The organism is Mycobacterium sp. 050128, from assembly GCF_036409155.1.
Classification (GTDB): domain Bacteria; phylum Actinomycetota; class Actinomycetes; order Mycobacteriales; family Mycobacteriaceae; genus Mycobacterium.
Genome location: NZ_JAZGLW010000001.1, coordinates 1,380,729 through 1,396,711 on the forward strand (window position 1 = coordinate 1,380,729; position 15,983 = coordinate 1,396,711).

The window sequence follows — 15,983 nt, forward strand, 5'->3', positions numbered from 1 at the left end:
GTCACAGGCCCGCCGGCCGGGCGCTGGTCGCGCCCGCCGCGCGCAATTGCGCCAAATCTTCTTCGCTGTTCCCCAGCACGCCGGTCAGCACCTCGGTGGTGTGCTGCCCGTACAACGGTGCGCAGCGACGAATCCAGCGCCTCGGTTTCCCGATGAACACGAAAGGCATTCCGACACAACGGAACGAGCCGGCCACCGGGTGATCGACCGTCTCCCAGAACCCCCGGGCGAGCAGTTGCGGGTCGGTCAGCAGCGCGGCCGCCTCCGTCACCCGCGCCGCAGGCACCCCCGCGGCCCGCAGCGTGGCGACCGCGTCGTCCACCTGATGGCGCGCCGTCCAATCCGAGAGCAGCTTGTCAATCTCGTCGGCTCGCTCCCGCCAACCGGCCTCGTCCGTCCCGAGTTCGGGCCGGTCGATCAGCGTCGCCAGCGCGGCGCGCGCGGCGTCGGTCATCGCGGCGAGCGCTACCCATTCGTCGTCCCCCTGACAGCGGTACACGCCCTGCGGACTCGCGCCGGGACCCCGATTTCCGTCCCGGCGCATCTGAATTCCGTTGCGCGAGTGCTCAAGCAACATCTCGGCCGCAACGTTGAGCGCTGATTCCACCATCGTGGACTCGACATGCATGCCGATCCCGTCCCGGTCGCGGATCACCAGGGCCGCAACGGCCGCGAACGCGGCATGCAACCCGGCTATCGGATCGCACACCCCGCGCGGAATCACCGGCGGCCCATCGGCATGCCCCGTCATCCACGCCATCCCGGTCGCCTGTTCCATCGTCTGCGCGAACCCGACGCGGTCACGCCACGGACCGTCGAGACCGAACGCCGGCATCCGGACCATCACGGCGCGTGGATTGGCCGCCCGCACCGTATCCCATTGCAGGCCGAAGTTTTCCATTACCCTCGGGGAGAAGTTCTCGATGACCAGATCGCTTGCGGCGACCAGCCTTAGCGCCAGCTCGCGACCGGCGTCGGTGCTGAGCTCGACACTGACACCGCGCTTATTGTTGTTGCTGCACAGGAAGACTGGTCCCCACTCCCACCACTGGTCCCAATCGGGCGGGCGGCCCGCGGAGAACCGCATACCGTCGGGACGGCGAACGCCCTCGAGCTTGATCACGTCGGCGCCCAGCGAGCCGAGGAATTGGGTAGCCACCGGCCCGGCCCAAAACGCGGTGAAGTCGGTAATCCGGATGTCGGACAGCGGAAGTGCATCAGCGTGACCGGCTTTCGGCCGGGCAGGCCGCGGCGGCCAGTGCACGCGGCCGTTGTCGGCGGCCAGCAGCGGCGCTCGTCCGGGTGCCCGCGTCGCGATGGCGTCGCTGCGATACGGCACCCGCGGCTGCAACACCCCGGCCTCGGATTCGACGAACACGCCCCGCTCGAGGAAGTGGTCGACCGTCGACAGCGTGGCGGGAGCACCGATGGGGGCCACCGGGATACGGAACGCCACCGCGAGGTCGACGATCTCCTGCGTGGTCCGAGTCTGGGTCCACTGGGTCACCATGCCCAGGAACTCGTCGCGGCGCTCGACTCGACCGACGAACGATGCCAGCTCGGCGTCGTCGACCAGATCAGCGCGGTCGATCATGATCAAGAAATCCTGGAACTGCTGCGCGGTGATCGTGCAGAACCCGACGTTGCCGTCGGCAGTGGGGACGATCGACGGGAGTTCCAGACTGCGTTGGTGCAGCAGGGAATCCGCGCCCAAGACGCTGGCCGACATGGCGGACAGACCGCCCATCGCGATCGCCATCGCCTCGTACGTCGAGACGTCGATGACTTCGCCACCACCACCCCGGGCGGCATGCCGGGCCGCGGCGGCCGCGACCGGAGCCGCGAACGAGGCCGCCAACCACTCTCCGAGCCGTCCGCCCGCCTGCACTGGTTCGTCGCCCGGCCAGCCTCTACCGGAGGTCGAGCCGCACAACGCTTGCAGGATGAACTCGTTGGCGACAAGTTGGTCGTCGACATAGGGCCCGGTCGTACCGAACGGGGTCACCGCGACGACCACCGCCGACGGGCCGGTGTGCGCGGTGATGTCGTCGAGCGCCCAGCCGTCGGTCAGGTCGGTGAGCACGACGTCGGCGCCGGCCAAGAGTGCGGTGATCTCCGCGTCGTCGCGACGCACCACCGATTTCTTACCCGCGGCCAGGTAGCCGAACAATGCCCCCGGCGGCCCCCCGGCCGACCAGCCGCGCATCGAATCGCCCTGCGGGGATTCGATCTTCACTACCTCGGCGCCGGCGTCGGCGAACATCTTGGCGCAGTACGACACCGCGATCCCGTTGGACAGCTCCAGCACACGCCAATCGCTGAACGGTGCTTGGGCCGCCACGCTCAGTTGCCCAGCGTGGTCGCGCGCAGCCGGGCGGATCGCCCGGAAATATCAGAGGCCTCGGCGGTCACCGGCGCCTGTGCGGAGGCCTGGGCCTGCAGCGCGAATTGCGTCATCCGGGTCCACGCGTCCCGGTCCCGCTGGCTGGCCTGGCGCCCGACATGGGTGACCACGTCGACGTCGGTGGCCTGTGCGCGCAACCGGCCTGCCCGGGCGTGCTCCTTGGGGATGTACCGGAACGGGTCGAAAGAATAAGCGGCCATGGCGTTTTCGTGCGTGATCTTGTTGATGACCGCGTCGTCGAGGTGGCCCATTGTCTCAATGATGTCCTCGGGCGCGAACGGCCAGTTGCTGTCGGAGTGTGGGAAGTCCGATTCCCAGCACAGCATGTCCTCGTTGAACCACTCCATGTTGTGTACGCCGACTTTGTCGCTGATGAAGCAGGTGTAGAAGTGCCGCTTGAACACGTCTACGGGTCCGCTGTAGCCGGGCGGGAACTCCGCGAGCGTCCAGCCCGAATGACGGTTGTAGACATGCTCGGCACGCCACAGGAAGTACGGGATCCAGCCGACATCGCCCTCGGTGAGCGAGAATTTCAGTTGGGGGAAGTCGGCCCAGAATTCGGCCCAGATCAGCTCGGTGAAGGTGAACATGCTCATCATCGACGATGCCGTCATCTGCACACTCGGCGGGGCGTCGGTCGACACCTGCGGAGAGCGTGACGCGGAGCCGACATGCGTGCACAGCACCGTTTGGTTCTCGCAGACCGCTTCGAACAGCGGGTACCAGTACTTGGTGTGAATACTGGGCATTTGCAACGCTTCTGGATTCTCCGAGAACGTCACCGCGTGACATCCCTTGTCCGCCAGGCGCTTGACTTCCTTGGCGGACTCGGCGACGTCGTACAGAGGCAGGATTCCGCACGGGATGAACCGCCCGGGGTACGCTGCGCACCATTCGTCGACGTGCCAGTCGTTGTAGGCCTTGATCATCACCAGGTTGACGTCGCGGTCGGGACCCTGGTTGAGGACCTGGCCGGAGAACCCGGTGAAGTTCGGGAAGTTCAGCCCCGCCAGCTGTCCACCGGCGTTCATGTCGCGGACGCGCTCGTCGACGTTGAAACAGCCTGGCCGCATCTCGTCATAGCGCGAGGCGTCGATGTTGTACATCTCGCGGGGCTTGCCGGCGACGGCGTTCAGGCCCATGTTTCGCCCGCGCACCTCGCCGTAGTACCACTGCTGGACGCCGTCGGGCTCCATGACCACCCGCGGAGCGAGGTCTTTGTACTTCGCCGGAACATGCGCGTCGAACATGTCCGCCGGCTCGGCGATATGGTCGTCCACGCTGATCAGGATCAGATCGTCGTTTTTCATGCCGCTCTCCTTGAATACAGTGACTAGTAGACAATGATCTCGGTCACAGAGTCAACGTTGGGCGGCGTTACTGCTGGGGAAGTCAAAGCGACATAACAGCAGTAATGCCGCTGATGGGCACCTGAGCACCTGCCAGGTCAGCCCGGGACCGGAGAGGGACTAATAGTCTCTCTGTATGGGGCGTCTGGCCTGGTCTGGGATTGCCGGATCGTGGTTGTCGCTCGTCACCGCATGCCACCATGAGTCATGGCTGGGCCCGAGGTGAACGCGAATAAGGTGGTGCGGCCCACCAATGCTGACGTAGCGCGTTTGGCCAGCGTGTCGACCGCGACGGTCAGCTATGTCCTCAACAACGCTGCGGGCCGCAGGATCTCGGCGCAAACGCGCGAGGCAGTCCAACGCGCCGCCGAGCGATTGGGCTACCGGCCCAACCTGGCCGCGCGCAACCTCGCCCGGGGCAAGAGCGGAGTGGTTCTGTACGTGGTGCCGCATGTGGCGGTCGGCGAGATGCCCATGATCGCCGGCAGCCGAATGACCACCGAGCTGGCGCGCCTGGGCTTGCTCCAGGTGCAGATCTTCGAGACCGAGGACGATCAGTACATCGTCGACGCGATCGAGAACCTCGACCCGATTGCGGTCACGAGCCTGTTCCCGCTCAACGCTGCCGCAACGACAGCGCTACGGGCCGCTGGCATACCCAACATTGAGATCGGGACGCTGCCCGCGCTCGGCGATCCGCACCTCGACATTGGCGAGATGCGGGTTGACCATCTCGTATCGCGTGGTCACCGGCAGATCGGGTTCGCCTACACCGGAATTCCCAGGTGGCGCGCGTTGGGCGACTACTGGTTCGAGGGTGTCGCGCGCGCGGCGAAGTCGCGGGACTTGCCGCGATTGGCCGTCGCCGAGGTGACGGTGGACAACGCCGCCGAGGTGGTGCGGGGATGGGTGCGGGACGGCGTGACGGCCGTGTGTGCGCAAAGTGACGAAATCGCCTGCCTTGTCTTGCACGGGATTCATGAAGCAGGGCTGCGCTGCCCGCGCGACCTCGCGGTGATGGGCGTCGACGCCACCCCGATGGGCGTGGTGAGCAGCCCACCCCTGACCACCGTGCAATTCGCTTCGCGCGCCGTCGCCGATATCGCTCTTGCTGCTCTGCTCGAACGATTGGGGTACCCGCCCCCGCCATCGGGCGAGCCCACCGATATCGCCCGCCTGATCGTGCGGTCCTCGACCTAGCACCGCACTGGCATACTCCCGTCTAGCGCACCGCCGGAGAGGAGCAGTCCGATGGACATCGTCGACGCCCAGGTCCACGCCAACATGCTCGGCACCGAGGTCACGCTGGCGATCATGGACGCCTTGGGCATCGCGGGCGTGCTGTTCGACGAGTTCGACACGTTCACCGACGAAGGATTTCAGCCCGGCTATCGCCTGGCCAACGGCGCCTTTCGCTGTGTGGGGCCGAATGCCGAAGCTGCGGCGATACGTTATCCCGAGCGCTTCGCCTTCCTGATGCGGGTGGATCCGACCGACCCGGGCATCGAATCCTGGATTGAAACCCTGACCGCCGCACCCGGCTTCAAGGCCCTGCGCACCATGATTTTCACTCCGACCGAAGCTGCGGTGTTCGAGCAGGGCGGCCACGATCGGTTACTGAAAGCCGCCGTCTCGCACAGCCTGCCGGTGTTCGTCACGTGTCCCGGCGTGGTGGCGCACCTGACGCAATATGTGGAGCGCTTTCCCGACGTCCAATTCGTCATCGATCATTGCGGCGCCGCTTTCGATGCGCCGCCCGGCCAAGCCGGCATCGACGATGCGCTGGCGATGGCGAGCTACGCCAACGTGGCCTACAAATGGGCCCACGCGCCGTCCTTCTTGTCGACCGAGCCCTACCCGTTCAGCGACCTCGAACCGAAGCTGCGCCGCGCGATCGACGCCTTCGGACCCGAGCGCGTGATGTGGGCCAGCGACTATACGATTACCCGGCACCGCGCCACCTGGGCCGAGAACCTGTTCAGCATCCGCGACTCCTCGTCGCTATCGCAGGACGAGAAGGCCTGGATTCTTGGTGGAACTGCGCGCCGGATTCTGAAATGGCCAGCGCCACAAGTTGATTCGTAGCCGCGTCAGGCGATTGCGATGGCGGCCAGGCCGTGCCGCACCCGATCGGGCAACGACCCCCCGTCGCTGAGCCAGTCGTCCAGGGCGATGCGGACCGCCGCCATCGCCAGTGCACCGATCAGCCGGGGCCTGGGGTCTTGGGGGCCAAGCTCGGGTAGCCGGGGCGCGATCAGGTCGGCGATCGCCGCTTCATAGCGCACATAGATACGTAGCGTCCACGCATCGAGCGTTTCCGACGAACGGGTCAGGGTGGCAAGCTCGCGTACCTGGTCCTCGATCTCGGCGAATCCCCGCCCCAGGTCACCGAAGGCGCGGGCCACGGCTTCCAGGGCGCCCATTCCCGCGGGTTGCGCCGCCAGCGCGGTGGTGATCCGATCCAGCCAGTGGGTGTTCATGCCCTCTGCGACGGCGTCTTCCTTGGAGTTGAAATAGCGGAAGAACGTTGCCCGCCCGATCTCGGCCGTGTCGGCGATGTCGTCGACCGTCGCCCCGGCCAGGCCGCGGCTGATCACCAGCTGCGCGGCCGCCTTGGCGATACGCTGTCGTGTCGCCATGCGCTTTTGCTCCGCGAGGGACATCGACGAAGACGTCGCAGACATTCGCCCACCATATCCATGCGAATCGTTTTGTTGCTCGAGTCGGCGAAGGCGGGCGTTTCACCGACGCCGCTCGGGGCCCGACCGGGCCTACATCACACACCGCATCCTGCTTGACCCAATTATCGTAACCGAGTATTAATTTGTCCGGAACAAGGTGATGGCATTCCTACCTGCTCCCAAAGTCATTGGGCAACAGCATCATCGGCACGGATAGCTCTCATCACGAATTCGTATTGGACCGTAATTATTCCGGGCTGCGAAGATCCGTTGAACGACCGACGCCATATTCCTGGAGACCAAGCGATGGATCAAACCTTTATGCAGAGTGCACGGGACACCCTCGTCGACGGTGTTGGCCGACGCGATTTCGTCAGGGCCGTCGCGGCAATCGGTGCCGGGGTCGGCGTAGCCGGCATCGCAGCCGGTTGCGCCAGAACCGGTTCGGCGGCTTCAACTTTCAGTGCCAACCGGGTTCTGCAGCCAGGCGAGGGCAATATCGGGGGCAACCACTACCTGCAGTCCACGCCCGACCAGGTGCTCTGGGGTTACGTCCCCAACGTGCATGCCAAACCGGTGCTGCAAATGAAGTCGGGAGAAACGCTCACCGTCGACGCCGTCTCGCACGAGGGCATCCTGGAGGATCAGGGGCGTAATCCCGTCGCGTACTTCGCGTCGAAGGGCGTCCGCCAATCCGAGGTCCTCACGGACGCCATCGCGATCGCTGCGGAATATCGGCGCACACCACGCGATTTCGATAAGGACGGTCCCCATGTGGTCACCGGTCCGGTGTTCGTCGAAGGAGCGCAGCCGGGAGATGTGCTCAAGATCGAGACGCTCGAGGCGACGCCGCGAGTGCCTTACGGCGTCGTCTCTAGTCGGCACGGCAAGGGCGCATTGGCCAGGACCACCGACGGCAAGGCACCCGCGGGAATCACGCTCGCGGAAGTCATGCCGCCGGTAAGCGAAGACCACCGACCCAACCCCGACCCGACGAAATATGGCGACTCCTTCACATTCACGTCCATCGAGGACGGCCATGGCGTGATGCGCTACGGCACAGCGTCGGTGCGATTTCCGCTCAACCCGTTCATGGGCATGATGGGTGTCGCCTTCTCGCCGGATTCGGATCTCACGGCGGCAAGCGCCAACTCGATACCGCCGACCTTGGGCGGGGGCAACATCGACATCCGGTTGCTGGGTGTGGGCTCCACTTTCTACCTGCCCGTGTTCGCCGAAGGCGCACTGTTCTACGTCGGTGACCCCCACCACGCGATGGGCAGTGGCGAGGTCGCGCTGACCGCGATGGAAGGATCGCTGCGAGGAACCTTTCGGCTCACGGTGTGCAAACCGAAAACCGGTGATGCACCGTCGGTGGCCTACCGCTACCCCTTCGCCGAGACCGCCGATCTCTGGGTGCCCATCGGGCTGTCCGATCCCGATGCCAGCGTCAACGGACAGATCACTGATCTCAACGTGGCGATGCGCCGGGCGGTGGTCAATGCCCTGGACTTTCTCGAGTCCGACAGGGGTATGGACCGGGCCACGGCATACGCATACCTGTCCGCCGCGGCCGATTTCTGTGTCTCTCAGGTGGTCGACCGCACGGTCGGGGTGCACGCGCAAATCGACAAGTCGCACTTCCGGTGAGCCGTGCCGCGCAATTCGCGTGAATCGCTGTTCAGGAGACGGACCATAGCCTTAACATGAGACTATGTCTCAAAGTCCGGCAGTGTCGCCGACCGATAGCGCGCCGCAAGCGCGTGCCGCGTGGCATTTCTTCCAGCAGATGATCGCCGACGTCACCAAGATCGTGACCGAGGACGCCGAGACCGAGCGCGAGCTTCTCGAGGGGCTGCGGGTGATCGCCCGGGTGTCGTCGCTGTGTTCGCAGATGGCCGTCGAGGCCGACACTGCTCGCCCGGGGTTCTTCGATATGTGTTCGGACACCCGGATGATCGGCGGGCCCAATCCCGACGGCAATTATTTCCTGGCGATGATCCGCGGTGATCGGCGCTATCGGATCACCGGTACTCGCGGCACGACTACCTATCTCGGATTCCAGATCCTGGCCGGCACCGGCCTGACCCCACGGCGAATGTCCAACTACCTCGGCGACACCAACCTGGAGCTCACCTCCGGTGAGTTCGCGCTGGTGCTGTCGGCCGACGAGCCCGCGGATCCAGCCGGGGCGCAATGGATACAGATCCCCGATGACGCGTCGTCGGTCGTGGTCCGCGAGTACATCGCCGATCGCGACGCCGAAGAGCCGGCCACGATGCGCATCGAGGCGCTCGACCCCGATCCAGTGACCGTGCTGTCCGATAACGAACTGGCCGAACAGTTCACCGCGATGGCGTGGTCGCTGATGAAGCTGACCACGCTGCACCGCACGATCAAGCCGCAACTGCTACAGCAGCCCAACACACTGTTGACCGCCGAGGCCGCCGACCTGGGTGCGGCCGACACGACGCCGGACAACCTGTACATGATGGGCACCTTCCGGCTCGACCCCGGCCAGGCGCTGGTACTCGACATCGAGCCGCCCGACACCCGGTACTGGAACGTCACGCTGGAAAGCGTTTGGCACGAGTGCTTCGAACCGCGTCGCCGGCACAGTTCGGTGACGAACCGCGGGGTGCAGCCGGATGCCGACGGGCGGGTGCGTATCGCGATCTCCGCGCAGGACTTGGGGTTTGGGCATTGGCTCGACACCGGTGGCCGGCATCGCGGTTTCGTGGTCCTGCGCTGGCTGGACAACCCCACCCCGCCCGACGTGAAGGTGTCCGTGCGCGAGGCCGGGGAGCAGGCATGACGCTGCAGGAACGATTCAACCCCGACAACCTGATCGCCGCCGCCTGCGAACAAGTCGGCAGCGACGACTTCGGCGATGACGGCTGGCAGCCCGGGCTGCAACTGTTGACCGACGGCCTGGTCAACGACGCGCGGCTATCGCCGATCGGCGTCGAGGTCGCCCACCTCGACCTCATGCGGGCCCTGAAGAACCGACTCGGCGTGATCGCCTGGCGCAAGCAACATCCCGAGATCGCGGAGAAGCCGATCACCGCGCCGATCTTCATCGTGGGACAACCGCGCACCGGGACCACCATCCTGCACGACCTGCTGGCCCAGGATCCCGAGCTGCGCGCACCGTTGACCTGGGAGGTCGACGAGCCGTGCCCGGTCCCGCGGCCCGAGACCTATCACAACGATCCGCGCATTGCGCAGGCGCAGGCCAGCATCGACATGTCCGAGCAGATCGTTCCGGGCTTCCTGGCCTTTCACCCGATGGGCGCGCTGCTCGCCCAGGAGTGTGTGCGCATCACGGGCAGCGAGTTCATCAGCATGATCTACACCGTTCAGTATCGGCTGCCGCGTTACTATCGCTGGCTGCTCTACGAGGCGGATCACGCCGGCGCCTACCACTATCACCGAATCTTCTTGCAGCATCTGCAGTCTGGGATTCCCGGACAGTGGTTGCTGAAGTCGCCCGCGCATCTATGGCAGTTGGACAAGTTGATGGCCGAATACCCCGACGCGCTGGTGGTGCAGACGCACCGCGATCCGCTCAACGTCATCTCGTCGATCGCCGCGCTGACCAATCACCTGCGGCGGATGGGCAGCGACGAAACGAGCATCGCCGAGTGCGCGGCGCAGTCGTATGAAGAGATCGTCGTCGGCCTTGAGCGCGGGATGGCGATGCGCGACAAGGGCGTTGTGCCCGAGGGCCGGATGATCGACGTTCAGTTCACGGATTTCATGAAGGACCCGTGGCGCACGATCGGCGACATCTATCAGAGACTGGGCCGCGAGCTCAAGCCCGAGGCCGAGCAGAAGATGCGTGACTTCCTGACCGCCCACCCCGGTGACGGCGGACGCGGACGCTACACCTGGTCTGACACCGGCCTGGAAGCCGACGAAGTGCGCGAGCGGGTGCGTGATTACCAGCAGCGCTACGACGTACCGACCGAGGAGCTGAAGTAGCCCGGCCGACTGCTACGCAGACCGAGTTCCCCCCCAGCCGGGCGCTCGCACTCCTGGGCCCGGCCAGCCGGGCGCTCGGCGCAGAAGGAGAGGCTAGTCGGCGGGCTCGTAGCGCAACATCGTGACGTCGTGCTCGGGATAGTCGAAGAACACCGGGCGCACCCGCATGCCGACGTTGAGATCCACCGGATCGACATTGACCATCTCGGTGGAAAACCTTGGGCCCTCGTCCCATTCGACGATGGCGAGCAGCTGTGGAACGGCGTCGGCGAAATGCGGGCTGACGGGCCGGTGCGCCACGGTGAAGGAATACAACGTCCCCATACCGGAAATCTCGCGCCATTCCAGGTCGTTGGCCAGCGTGCGCGGCGCGCGTACCCGCGGATAGAACACGTACGCGTCCGACGACGGCGAGTACTGAATCACGATGCGATGCTGGGCCAGCGCGTCCCAAAATGGGGCGGTGGTGGGTGTTTTGACGGGCATCGGACGGTCGAAGTTCATCAGTCAGTCCCCCTGCAGGATGAGCGTCGTCTGCTCGGACAGGATTCCGCCGTTGCCAGATACGAAAGCCCGGTTGCAGTCGGCGACCTGCGCGGCGCCCGCGCGGCCCATGATCTGGCGGGTGGCGTCGCAGACATGGTGCATGCCGCCGGCCAGCCCCGCTTGGCCAAAGCCGAGCTGACCGCCGGCGGTGTTGAGCGGAAAGTCACCCCGGAAGGTCAAGTCGTGGTTGGCGACGAACTCCATCCCCGTGCCCTTCTCGCAGAAGCCCGCATCTTCCAGCGACAGCAGCACGGTGATTGTGTAGCAGTCGTAGATCGACACCATGTCCATCTGCTCACGGGTCAGGTCGGTCATCGCGAATGCGGTGTCAGCGGCCGCGGCAATCGGTGTCGACAGCAGATCTTCGGCGTAGGTCGGTGTCTTGAACGGCACGTGCTCGCCGAATCCTTTGATCCACACCGGGCGATTGCGCGAACGCCTGGCGACGTCGGCGTTCGCGACGACTACCGCGGCGCCCCCGACACACGGCATGACGATCTCCAGCATGTGCAACGGGTCGGCGATCACCGGGCTGGCCAACACGTCCTCGACCGTGAGCGGCTTGTCCTTCCAGATCGCGCCGTCGGTGTGGTTGGCGTTGGTGCGGGTATCGACGACGATCTTGGCCATCGCCCGCTCGTCGTAGCCGTAGATCGCCGCATAACGCTGGGCCACCTGACCATAAGGTCCGTTCTGCCCGAGGTTCCCGTAGGGAATCTCGAATTCGGCTTGCGGAGAGCCATATTGGTTGCTCGAGGAGCCGAAGAACATGGCGTCGACCATTGGCCGGGGCTTCTGCTTCGACATCGGTGTGATGTAGCGCGCGGGCAGCGCACACAGCACGGCATCGCAGATGCCGAGCTCGACGGCCGCGGCCGCCCGCCACACCATGGCTGCGGCGCTGGCTCCCCCGAGATCTACGTGCTCGGCGAATCGTGCACCCACGCCCAGGTATTCGGCAATCGTGGAGGGGACGAAGATCTCCGACTCGGCGAGGTGGGAGGCGACGATCCCGTTGACGACCTCACCCGGCAGTCCCGCGTCGTCGAGCGCCGCGGCGGAAAGCTCGGCCCATTGCTCAAGGGCGAAGGGGGCGGGTGACGCCTTGTTCAAGCGCTCCGGGGGCAGCTCGACGTAGCCGACGATCGCGGCCTCTCCGCGTAATCCCATGGCGTGTCCTTATTTTGGAGTTTACTTGCGGGGCAGGCCCAAGATCATCTGCGCGATGATGTTCAGCTGGATCTCCCTGGTCCCGCCACCGATCAACTCGGCCGGTAGATGCAGATAAGGTTCCACGACCGCGGCGTCGGCGTCGTCCACCATCGCGACCTGGCCCGTCAACTGCAGGGTGGACTGGAAAGTCCTTCGCAGCAACACGTTCATCGCTACCTTGGCGATGCTGGACGCCGGACCAGACGCCTGCCCGTCGAGCAGCCGGATGGTCTCGCGCACCCCGAGCGCCCGAATCGCGTTGGTGTACGCGTCGAGCTCACCGAGCTCACGCAGCGCGTCGTCGCGGTCGGGCCCGGGTTCCGATGCGAGGCGGCGCAGTGCTATGGCCCGGTCGAATTTCACGTACCCACTGATGGCCGAACGCTCTTCGGCCATTGTGGCAATCGCGAGGCTCCAGCCGTCGGTCGGACCGCCCAGCAGCATCTCGTCGGGGACGAAGACGTCGTTGAGGAACACTTCGTTGAAATGTGCCTGACCGGTGGCCGTTTTGATGGGCTGGATTTCGATGCCGGGCGAGCGCATATCGAGGAGGAAATAGCCGATGCCACGGTGCTTACTGGCTTCGGGGTCGGTGCGCGCTAGCAGCGCACCGAGGTCGGCGTACTGCGCCAACGACGTCCAGATCTTGTGGCCGTTGATCCGCCAGCCGCCGTCGACCTTGGTGGCCCTGGTGGCCAGCGATGCGAGGTCGGAGCCGGCTCCCGGCTCGCTGAACAGCTGGCACCAATGGATATCGCCACGTTGGGTCGCCGGTATCAGGCGCTCCTGCAAGTCTTTTGGACCGGCGGCGAGTACCGAGGGCAGGATCCATTCGGCGATGTTCAGCGATGTCCGAACCAGACCGGGTCGCTTGGCGAACTCCTCGTCGATGATGAGCTGTTTAAGGGGACCCGCATCGACGCCCCAAGGTGCCGGCCAGTGCGGCGCCAGCAGACCGGCGTCGGCGAGCAACGTACGCTGCGGCCCGGAAGCCTGGTCCTCGTAGTCGCCGTGCGGGGCGGGCTTGTCGTTGCGCAGTTGCATCGCGGCATCAAGCGTCTCGGCGACCCACGACCGGAATTCGGCTTCCGCGTCGCCGAGATTCACCGACATGTCGCGCGTCTGGGTACACGTGAGCTCGCCCAGCCGTCTCGCCCAGCGATTCGCCGGGCCGATCGATCCCGCCAGGCTGATGGCCCGGCGCCAGTACAGATGCACGTCGTGTTCCCAGGTAAAGCCGATGGCGCCGAGCATCGTCAGGGCATCGAGCACCAGGTCCGGGATCGGCGAGACCGCGATCGTCGCGGCGCCGGCGGCCGCGAGGCGATGCTGGTCGAGTGATTCGTCGGCAGCGCGCACCGCATCCCAGGCCGAGGCGGTGGCCAGCTCGCTATTGACCAGCAGCATCGCCGCACTGTGCTGCAGCGCCTGGAAGGTCCCGATCACCTTGCCGAACTGTTCCCGGGTGCGCAGGTGCGCGGTGACCACGTCGACGCACCACTGCACTATGCCGGCGGTGGTACTGGCCACCAGTCCTACCGCGAGGCACCCGGCGCGATCGGGGTCGATACCGGTGAGGACATCCGGCTCGGCCACCGGATAGTCGGCCAGCCGCACGATTCCGATATCGGTGACCAGGTCCGTGCCGGTCACGGATTCGATTGTCGTCGTTGAATTTTCCTTGCGAACAACGGCCCATACGACATCGTCACCGTCGGTGCGGGCGCCGAGCAGCAGCATCCGCGCCGAGCACACGCCCGCGGTCACCTCGGAGGTCCCGGAGATCAGCCAACCCTGGCCGTCGGGGCGCGCCCGAAAGTCTCCCCCGTCGGGTAGCACGACTGCGGCGGGTGCCCCGGACGCCAGCTCTCCCAGCAGCGATTCCGCCGCCGGCTTCGGATCGGCCAGTAGCGCAACGGCTCCCGTGATTACCGTCGGCAACAGCGGTCCCGGCAGTAGTGCCTTGGCCGCGGATTCCAGGACGCATGCGGCATCGATCAGCCGCCCGCCCTGGCCGCCGAGGTTCTCCGGAAGATGCACGGCGTGAAAACCGTTGCTCACCAACGCGTCCCACCATTCGGGAAGCTGACCGGCCGCTAGGGCGTCGAAGTTGTCTCGTGTCGAGGCGATCGGTGCGTGCCGGCCGGCGAACTGGCCGACGGCCTCGCTGAGATGCTGCTGCTCAGGGGTCAGTCCCAGGGTCATGACCGCGCCCGCGCAGTGGCGAACATGGGCTTCGGCCGCACCGGCTGATATCCTTCCGTCTTACAAGACGAACCGTCTCGTCTTGTGGAAGATTACCGGGGCGGGTCGAGATCTGCAAAGCGACCCCCGGGCTCCGCCGCCCGCGGCGAGGACGGCGAGGACGGCGAGGGACCTGACAGACGAGGATCACCAGATGCCAACCGATCTCACCCAGGCGAGTCCACCGGCCGGCTCTCCAAGACGCCGCAGCGAGAAGTCGCGGACGGCCATTGTCACCGCCACGCGTGAGCTCCTTCTCGAACGCGGATTCGACGGGTTGACGATCGAGGCGGTCGCCGCGCGCGCCGGCGTGGGCAAGCAGACGATCTATCGCTGGTGGCCCAGTCGCCCGGCGCTCGTCGCCGACGTCATGCTGGAAGACGCCGACAAGATCCTCGCGTCGGTCGAGCACACCGACGACCTGGCTGCCGACCTGTTGGGGTGGGTGCGCAAGCTGGCCTCGACACTGACGACGGAACGCGGCTCGGCGATGCTGCGGACGTTGACCGTTGCCTGCATGGAGCACGAGGAGACCGCGGTCAAGTTGCGTGCCGGATTCAGTTTGCCGCTGCACAACAGCGTCCGCACCCGGCTGTTGGCCGACGGCATCGATGCGGCCACTGCGGAGTCGGCGGCCGATGCCATTGTCGGCGGCGTGGTTTATCCGATCCTCTCGGACGCGCGGCAGTATTCGCGGCGCCGGGCCGAATTGACCACGCAAATCATCGTCGATTCCTTGAAGCGCAAACGCTGAACGCGCTGTATTGCGTGATGGAGATCGGTGCCGAAATACGGTCCGGGGTCCCGGGAAATAGTTAGATTAGCGAGCTATATCGCGGCCCATCGGCGAAATTTGCGGTTCCGCTCAGGCGTTGTGCGGCTCCGCCCCGCTCGCCGCGAAAGTGGCTGGCATAGAGCATCATCTATGCGGATTGTGGGTATCACGAATTCGGATTGGACCTCGATCCGGTCGGATGTAAAGATCCGTTCAGTACCTCGATCGGACGACAATCCAGGAGCCCAGCAATGGACCTGTCCATTCAGCGAGTGTGGAACTCGCAAACTACTACGCCGAGCATCTGCATCCGGGGTTGCCGCGATACTCAAGGTGGTAGTAGTCCTGCGGCCACCCCAAATCCGGCGCGAGCGAATTAGGCTTCGGATTATGACGGACCGGCCGAGTCCGTGGGGGCATGAGCGAGCAAAGCTCTCGCACCAGTTGGACATGCGCGGTGAGGTTCTCGGCCGCAGGCACGCGCGGCGGCTTTGCCACCGCTTCGCGCGCGTCGGCGTCAACACTTCGCCGGCGCGCCTGCGAGCGATGCTGGCCGGAGCACCGTGTGCGGCGAGTGAAGAGGCCGATGTCCGATTCGCCTTGATCGCGGCCGAACTCGACCGTGAAGCCCGCACCGCGAAGTACCGGCAGATGAGACGCGAGGGCGCGCGATCATTACTGATCGCCGGCATGACGCTGCTCGCATTGAATTTCCTGCTGTGCGCGGCCTACGCGCTGCTGAACCTGGCCCAACAGTCTTCGCCGTACTGACCGCTCGCGCTCTTCCG

At 65.5% G+C, this 15,983-nt stretch carries 13 protein-coding genes; 7 read left to right on the forward strand and 6 right to left on the reverse strand.

Annotated features, from left to right (window positions below; translation table 11 throughout):
- Position 1: 1 nt before the first annotated feature.
- Both SKC41_RS06700 and SKC41_RS06705 read right to left on the reverse strand, forming a co-directional pair.
- Positions 2 to 2,341, reverse strand: a complete 2,340-nt coding sequence (locus SKC41_RS06700; RefSeq protein ID WP_330976914.1) for a CaiB/BaiF CoA-transferase family protein — start codon at positions 2,339 to 2,341, stop codon at positions 2 to 4.
- A gap of 2 nt (positions 2,342 to 2,343) precedes the next feature.
- Complete coding sequence (locus SKC41_RS06705) at positions 2,344 to 3,714, reverse strand: amidohydrolase family protein (RefSeq protein ID WP_330976915.1); 1,371 nt, start codon at positions 3,712 to 3,714, stop codon at positions 2,344 to 2,346.
- Between the two features lie 246 nt (positions 3,715 to 3,960).
- On the opposite strand from SKC41_RS06705, the gene SKC41_RS06710 reads away from it, so the two are divergent.
- Complete coding sequence (locus tag SKC41_RS06710) at positions 3,961 to 4,953, forward strand: LacI family DNA-binding transcriptional regulator (protein WP_330976916.1); 993 nt, start codon at positions 3,961 to 3,963, stop codon at positions 4,951 to 4,953.
- 84 nt (positions 4,954 to 5,037) lie between these two features.
- Complete coding sequence (locus SKC41_RS06715; protein WP_330976917.1) at positions 5,038 to 5,838, forward strand: amidohydrolase family protein; 801 nt, start codon at positions 5,038 to 5,040, stop codon at positions 5,836 to 5,838.
- 5 nt (positions 5,839 to 5,843) lie between these two features.
- Here the strand turns inward: SKC41_RS06715 and SKC41_RS06720 are convergent, their stop codons facing one another.
- Positions 5,844 to 6,437, reverse strand: coding sequence for a TetR family transcriptional regulator (locus SKC41_RS06720; RefSeq protein ID WP_330976918.1), 594 nt, complete (start codon positions 6,435 to 6,437; stop codon positions 5,844 to 5,846).
- A gap of 303 nt (positions 6,438 to 6,740) precedes the next feature.
- On the opposite strand from SKC41_RS06720, the gene SKC41_RS06725 reads away from it, so the two are divergent.
- The 3 genes from SKC41_RS06725 (at position 6,741) to SKC41_RS06735 (ending at position 10,418) form a co-directional block, all read left to right on the forward strand.
- The gene (locus SKC41_RS06725; RefSeq protein WP_330976919.1) at positions 6,741 to 8,084 is read left to right on the forward strand and encodes an acetamidase/formamidase family protein; all 1,344 of its coding nucleotides are present in this window, start codon (positions 6,741 to 6,743) and stop codon (positions 8,082 to 8,084) included.
- Between the two features lie 64 nt (positions 8,085 to 8,148).
- The gene (locus SKC41_RS06730; protein WP_442931566.1) at positions 8,149 to 9,249 is read left to right on the forward strand and encodes a DUF1214 domain-containing protein; all 1,101 of its coding nucleotides are present in this window, start codon (positions 8,149 to 8,151) and stop codon (positions 9,247 to 9,249) included.
- Complete coding sequence (locus tag SKC41_RS06735; RefSeq protein WP_330976920.1) at positions 9,246 to 10,418, forward strand: sulfotransferase family protein; 1,173 nt, start codon at positions 9,246 to 9,248, stop codon at positions 10,416 to 10,418. Before SKC41_RS06730 ends, SKC41_RS06735 begins: the two co-directional genes overlap by 4 nt.
- Before the next feature lie 93 nt (positions 10,419 to 10,511).
- Here SKC41_RS06735 and SKC41_RS06740 read toward each other — a convergent pair whose 3' ends face one another.
- Genes SKC41_RS06740 through SKC41_RS06750 form a run of 3 tightly spaced genes read right to left on the reverse strand, consistent with a single transcriptional unit; the run spans position 10,512 to position 14,381 of the window.
- A complete protein-coding gene (locus SKC41_RS06740; RefSeq protein WP_330978776.1) occupies positions 10,512 to 10,925 on the reverse strand; it encodes a Zn-ribbon domain-containing OB-fold protein in 414 nt (137 codons plus the stop codon).
- Positions 10,926 to 12,134, reverse strand: coding sequence for a thiolase family protein (locus tag SKC41_RS06745; protein ID WP_330976921.1), 1,209 nt, complete (start codon positions 12,132 to 12,134; stop codon positions 10,926 to 10,928).
- A gap of 21 nt (positions 12,135 to 12,155) precedes the next feature.
- Positions 12,156 to 14,381, reverse strand: a complete 2,226-nt coding sequence (locus SKC41_RS06750) for an acyl-CoA dehydrogenase (RefSeq protein ID WP_330976922.1) — start codon at positions 14,379 to 14,381, stop codon at positions 12,156 to 12,158.
- 193 nt (positions 14,382 to 14,574) lie between these two features.
- On the opposite strand from SKC41_RS06750, the gene SKC41_RS06755 reads away from it, so the two are divergent.
- A complete protein-coding gene (locus SKC41_RS06755; RefSeq protein WP_330976923.1) occupies positions 14,575 to 15,174 on the forward strand; it encodes a TetR/AcrR family transcriptional regulator in 600 nt (199 codons plus the stop codon).
- Positions 15,175 to 15,585: 411 nt separating this feature from the next.
- Positions 15,586 to 15,966, forward strand: a complete 381-nt coding sequence (locus SKC41_RS06760) for a hypothetical protein (protein WP_330976924.1) — start codon at positions 15,586 to 15,588, stop codon at positions 15,964 to 15,966.
- Positions 15,967 to 15,983 lie beyond the last annotated feature (17 nt).

Excerpts from the sequence above, each read along its gene's own strand:
- SKC41_RS06705 (WP_330976915.1), bottom strand. The coding sequence starts at position 3,714 with ATGAAAAACGACGATCTGATCCTGATCAGCGTGGACGACCATATCGCC.
- SKC41_RS06710 (WP_330976916.1), top strand. The coding sequence starts at position 3,961 with ATGGCTGGGCCCGAGGTGAACGCGAATAAGGTGGTGCGGCCCACCAAT.
- SKC41_RS06715 (WP_330976917.1), top strand. The coding sequence starts at position 5,038 with ATGCTCGGCACCGAGGTCACGCTGGCGATCATGGACGCCTTGGGCATC.
- SKC41_RS06720 (WP_330976918.1), bottom strand. The coding sequence starts at position 6,437 with ATGTCTGCGACGTCTTCGTCGATGTCCCTCGCGGAGCAAAAGCGCATG.
- SKC41_RS06725 (WP_330976919.1), top strand. The coding sequence starts at position 6,741 with ATGGATCAAACCTTTATGCAGAGTGCACGGGACACCCTCGTCGACGGT.
- SKC41_RS06730 (WP_442931566.1), top strand. The coding sequence starts at position 8,149 with ATGTCTCAAAGTCCGGCAGTGTCGCCGACCGATAGCGCGCCGCAAGCG.
- SKC41_RS06735 (WP_330976920.1), top strand. The coding sequence starts at position 9,246 with ATGACGCTGCAGGAACGATTCAACCCCGACAACCTGATCGCCGCCGCC.
- SKC41_RS06745 (WP_330976921.1), bottom strand. The coding sequence starts at position 12,134 with ATGGGATTACGCGGAGAGGCCGCGATCGTCGGCTACGTCGAGCTGCCC.
- SKC41_RS06750 (WP_330976922.1), bottom strand. The coding sequence starts at position 14,381 with ATGACCCTGGGACTGACCCCTGAGCAGCAGCATCTCAGCGAGGCCGTC.
- SKC41_RS06755 (WP_330976923.1), top strand. The coding sequence starts at position 14,575 with ATGCCAACCGATCTCACCCAGGCGAGTCCACCGGCCGGCTCTCCAAGA.
- SKC41_RS06760 (WP_330976924.1), top strand. The coding sequence starts at position 15,586 with ATGACGGACCGGCCGAGTCCGTGGGGGCATGAGCGAGCAAAGCTCTCG.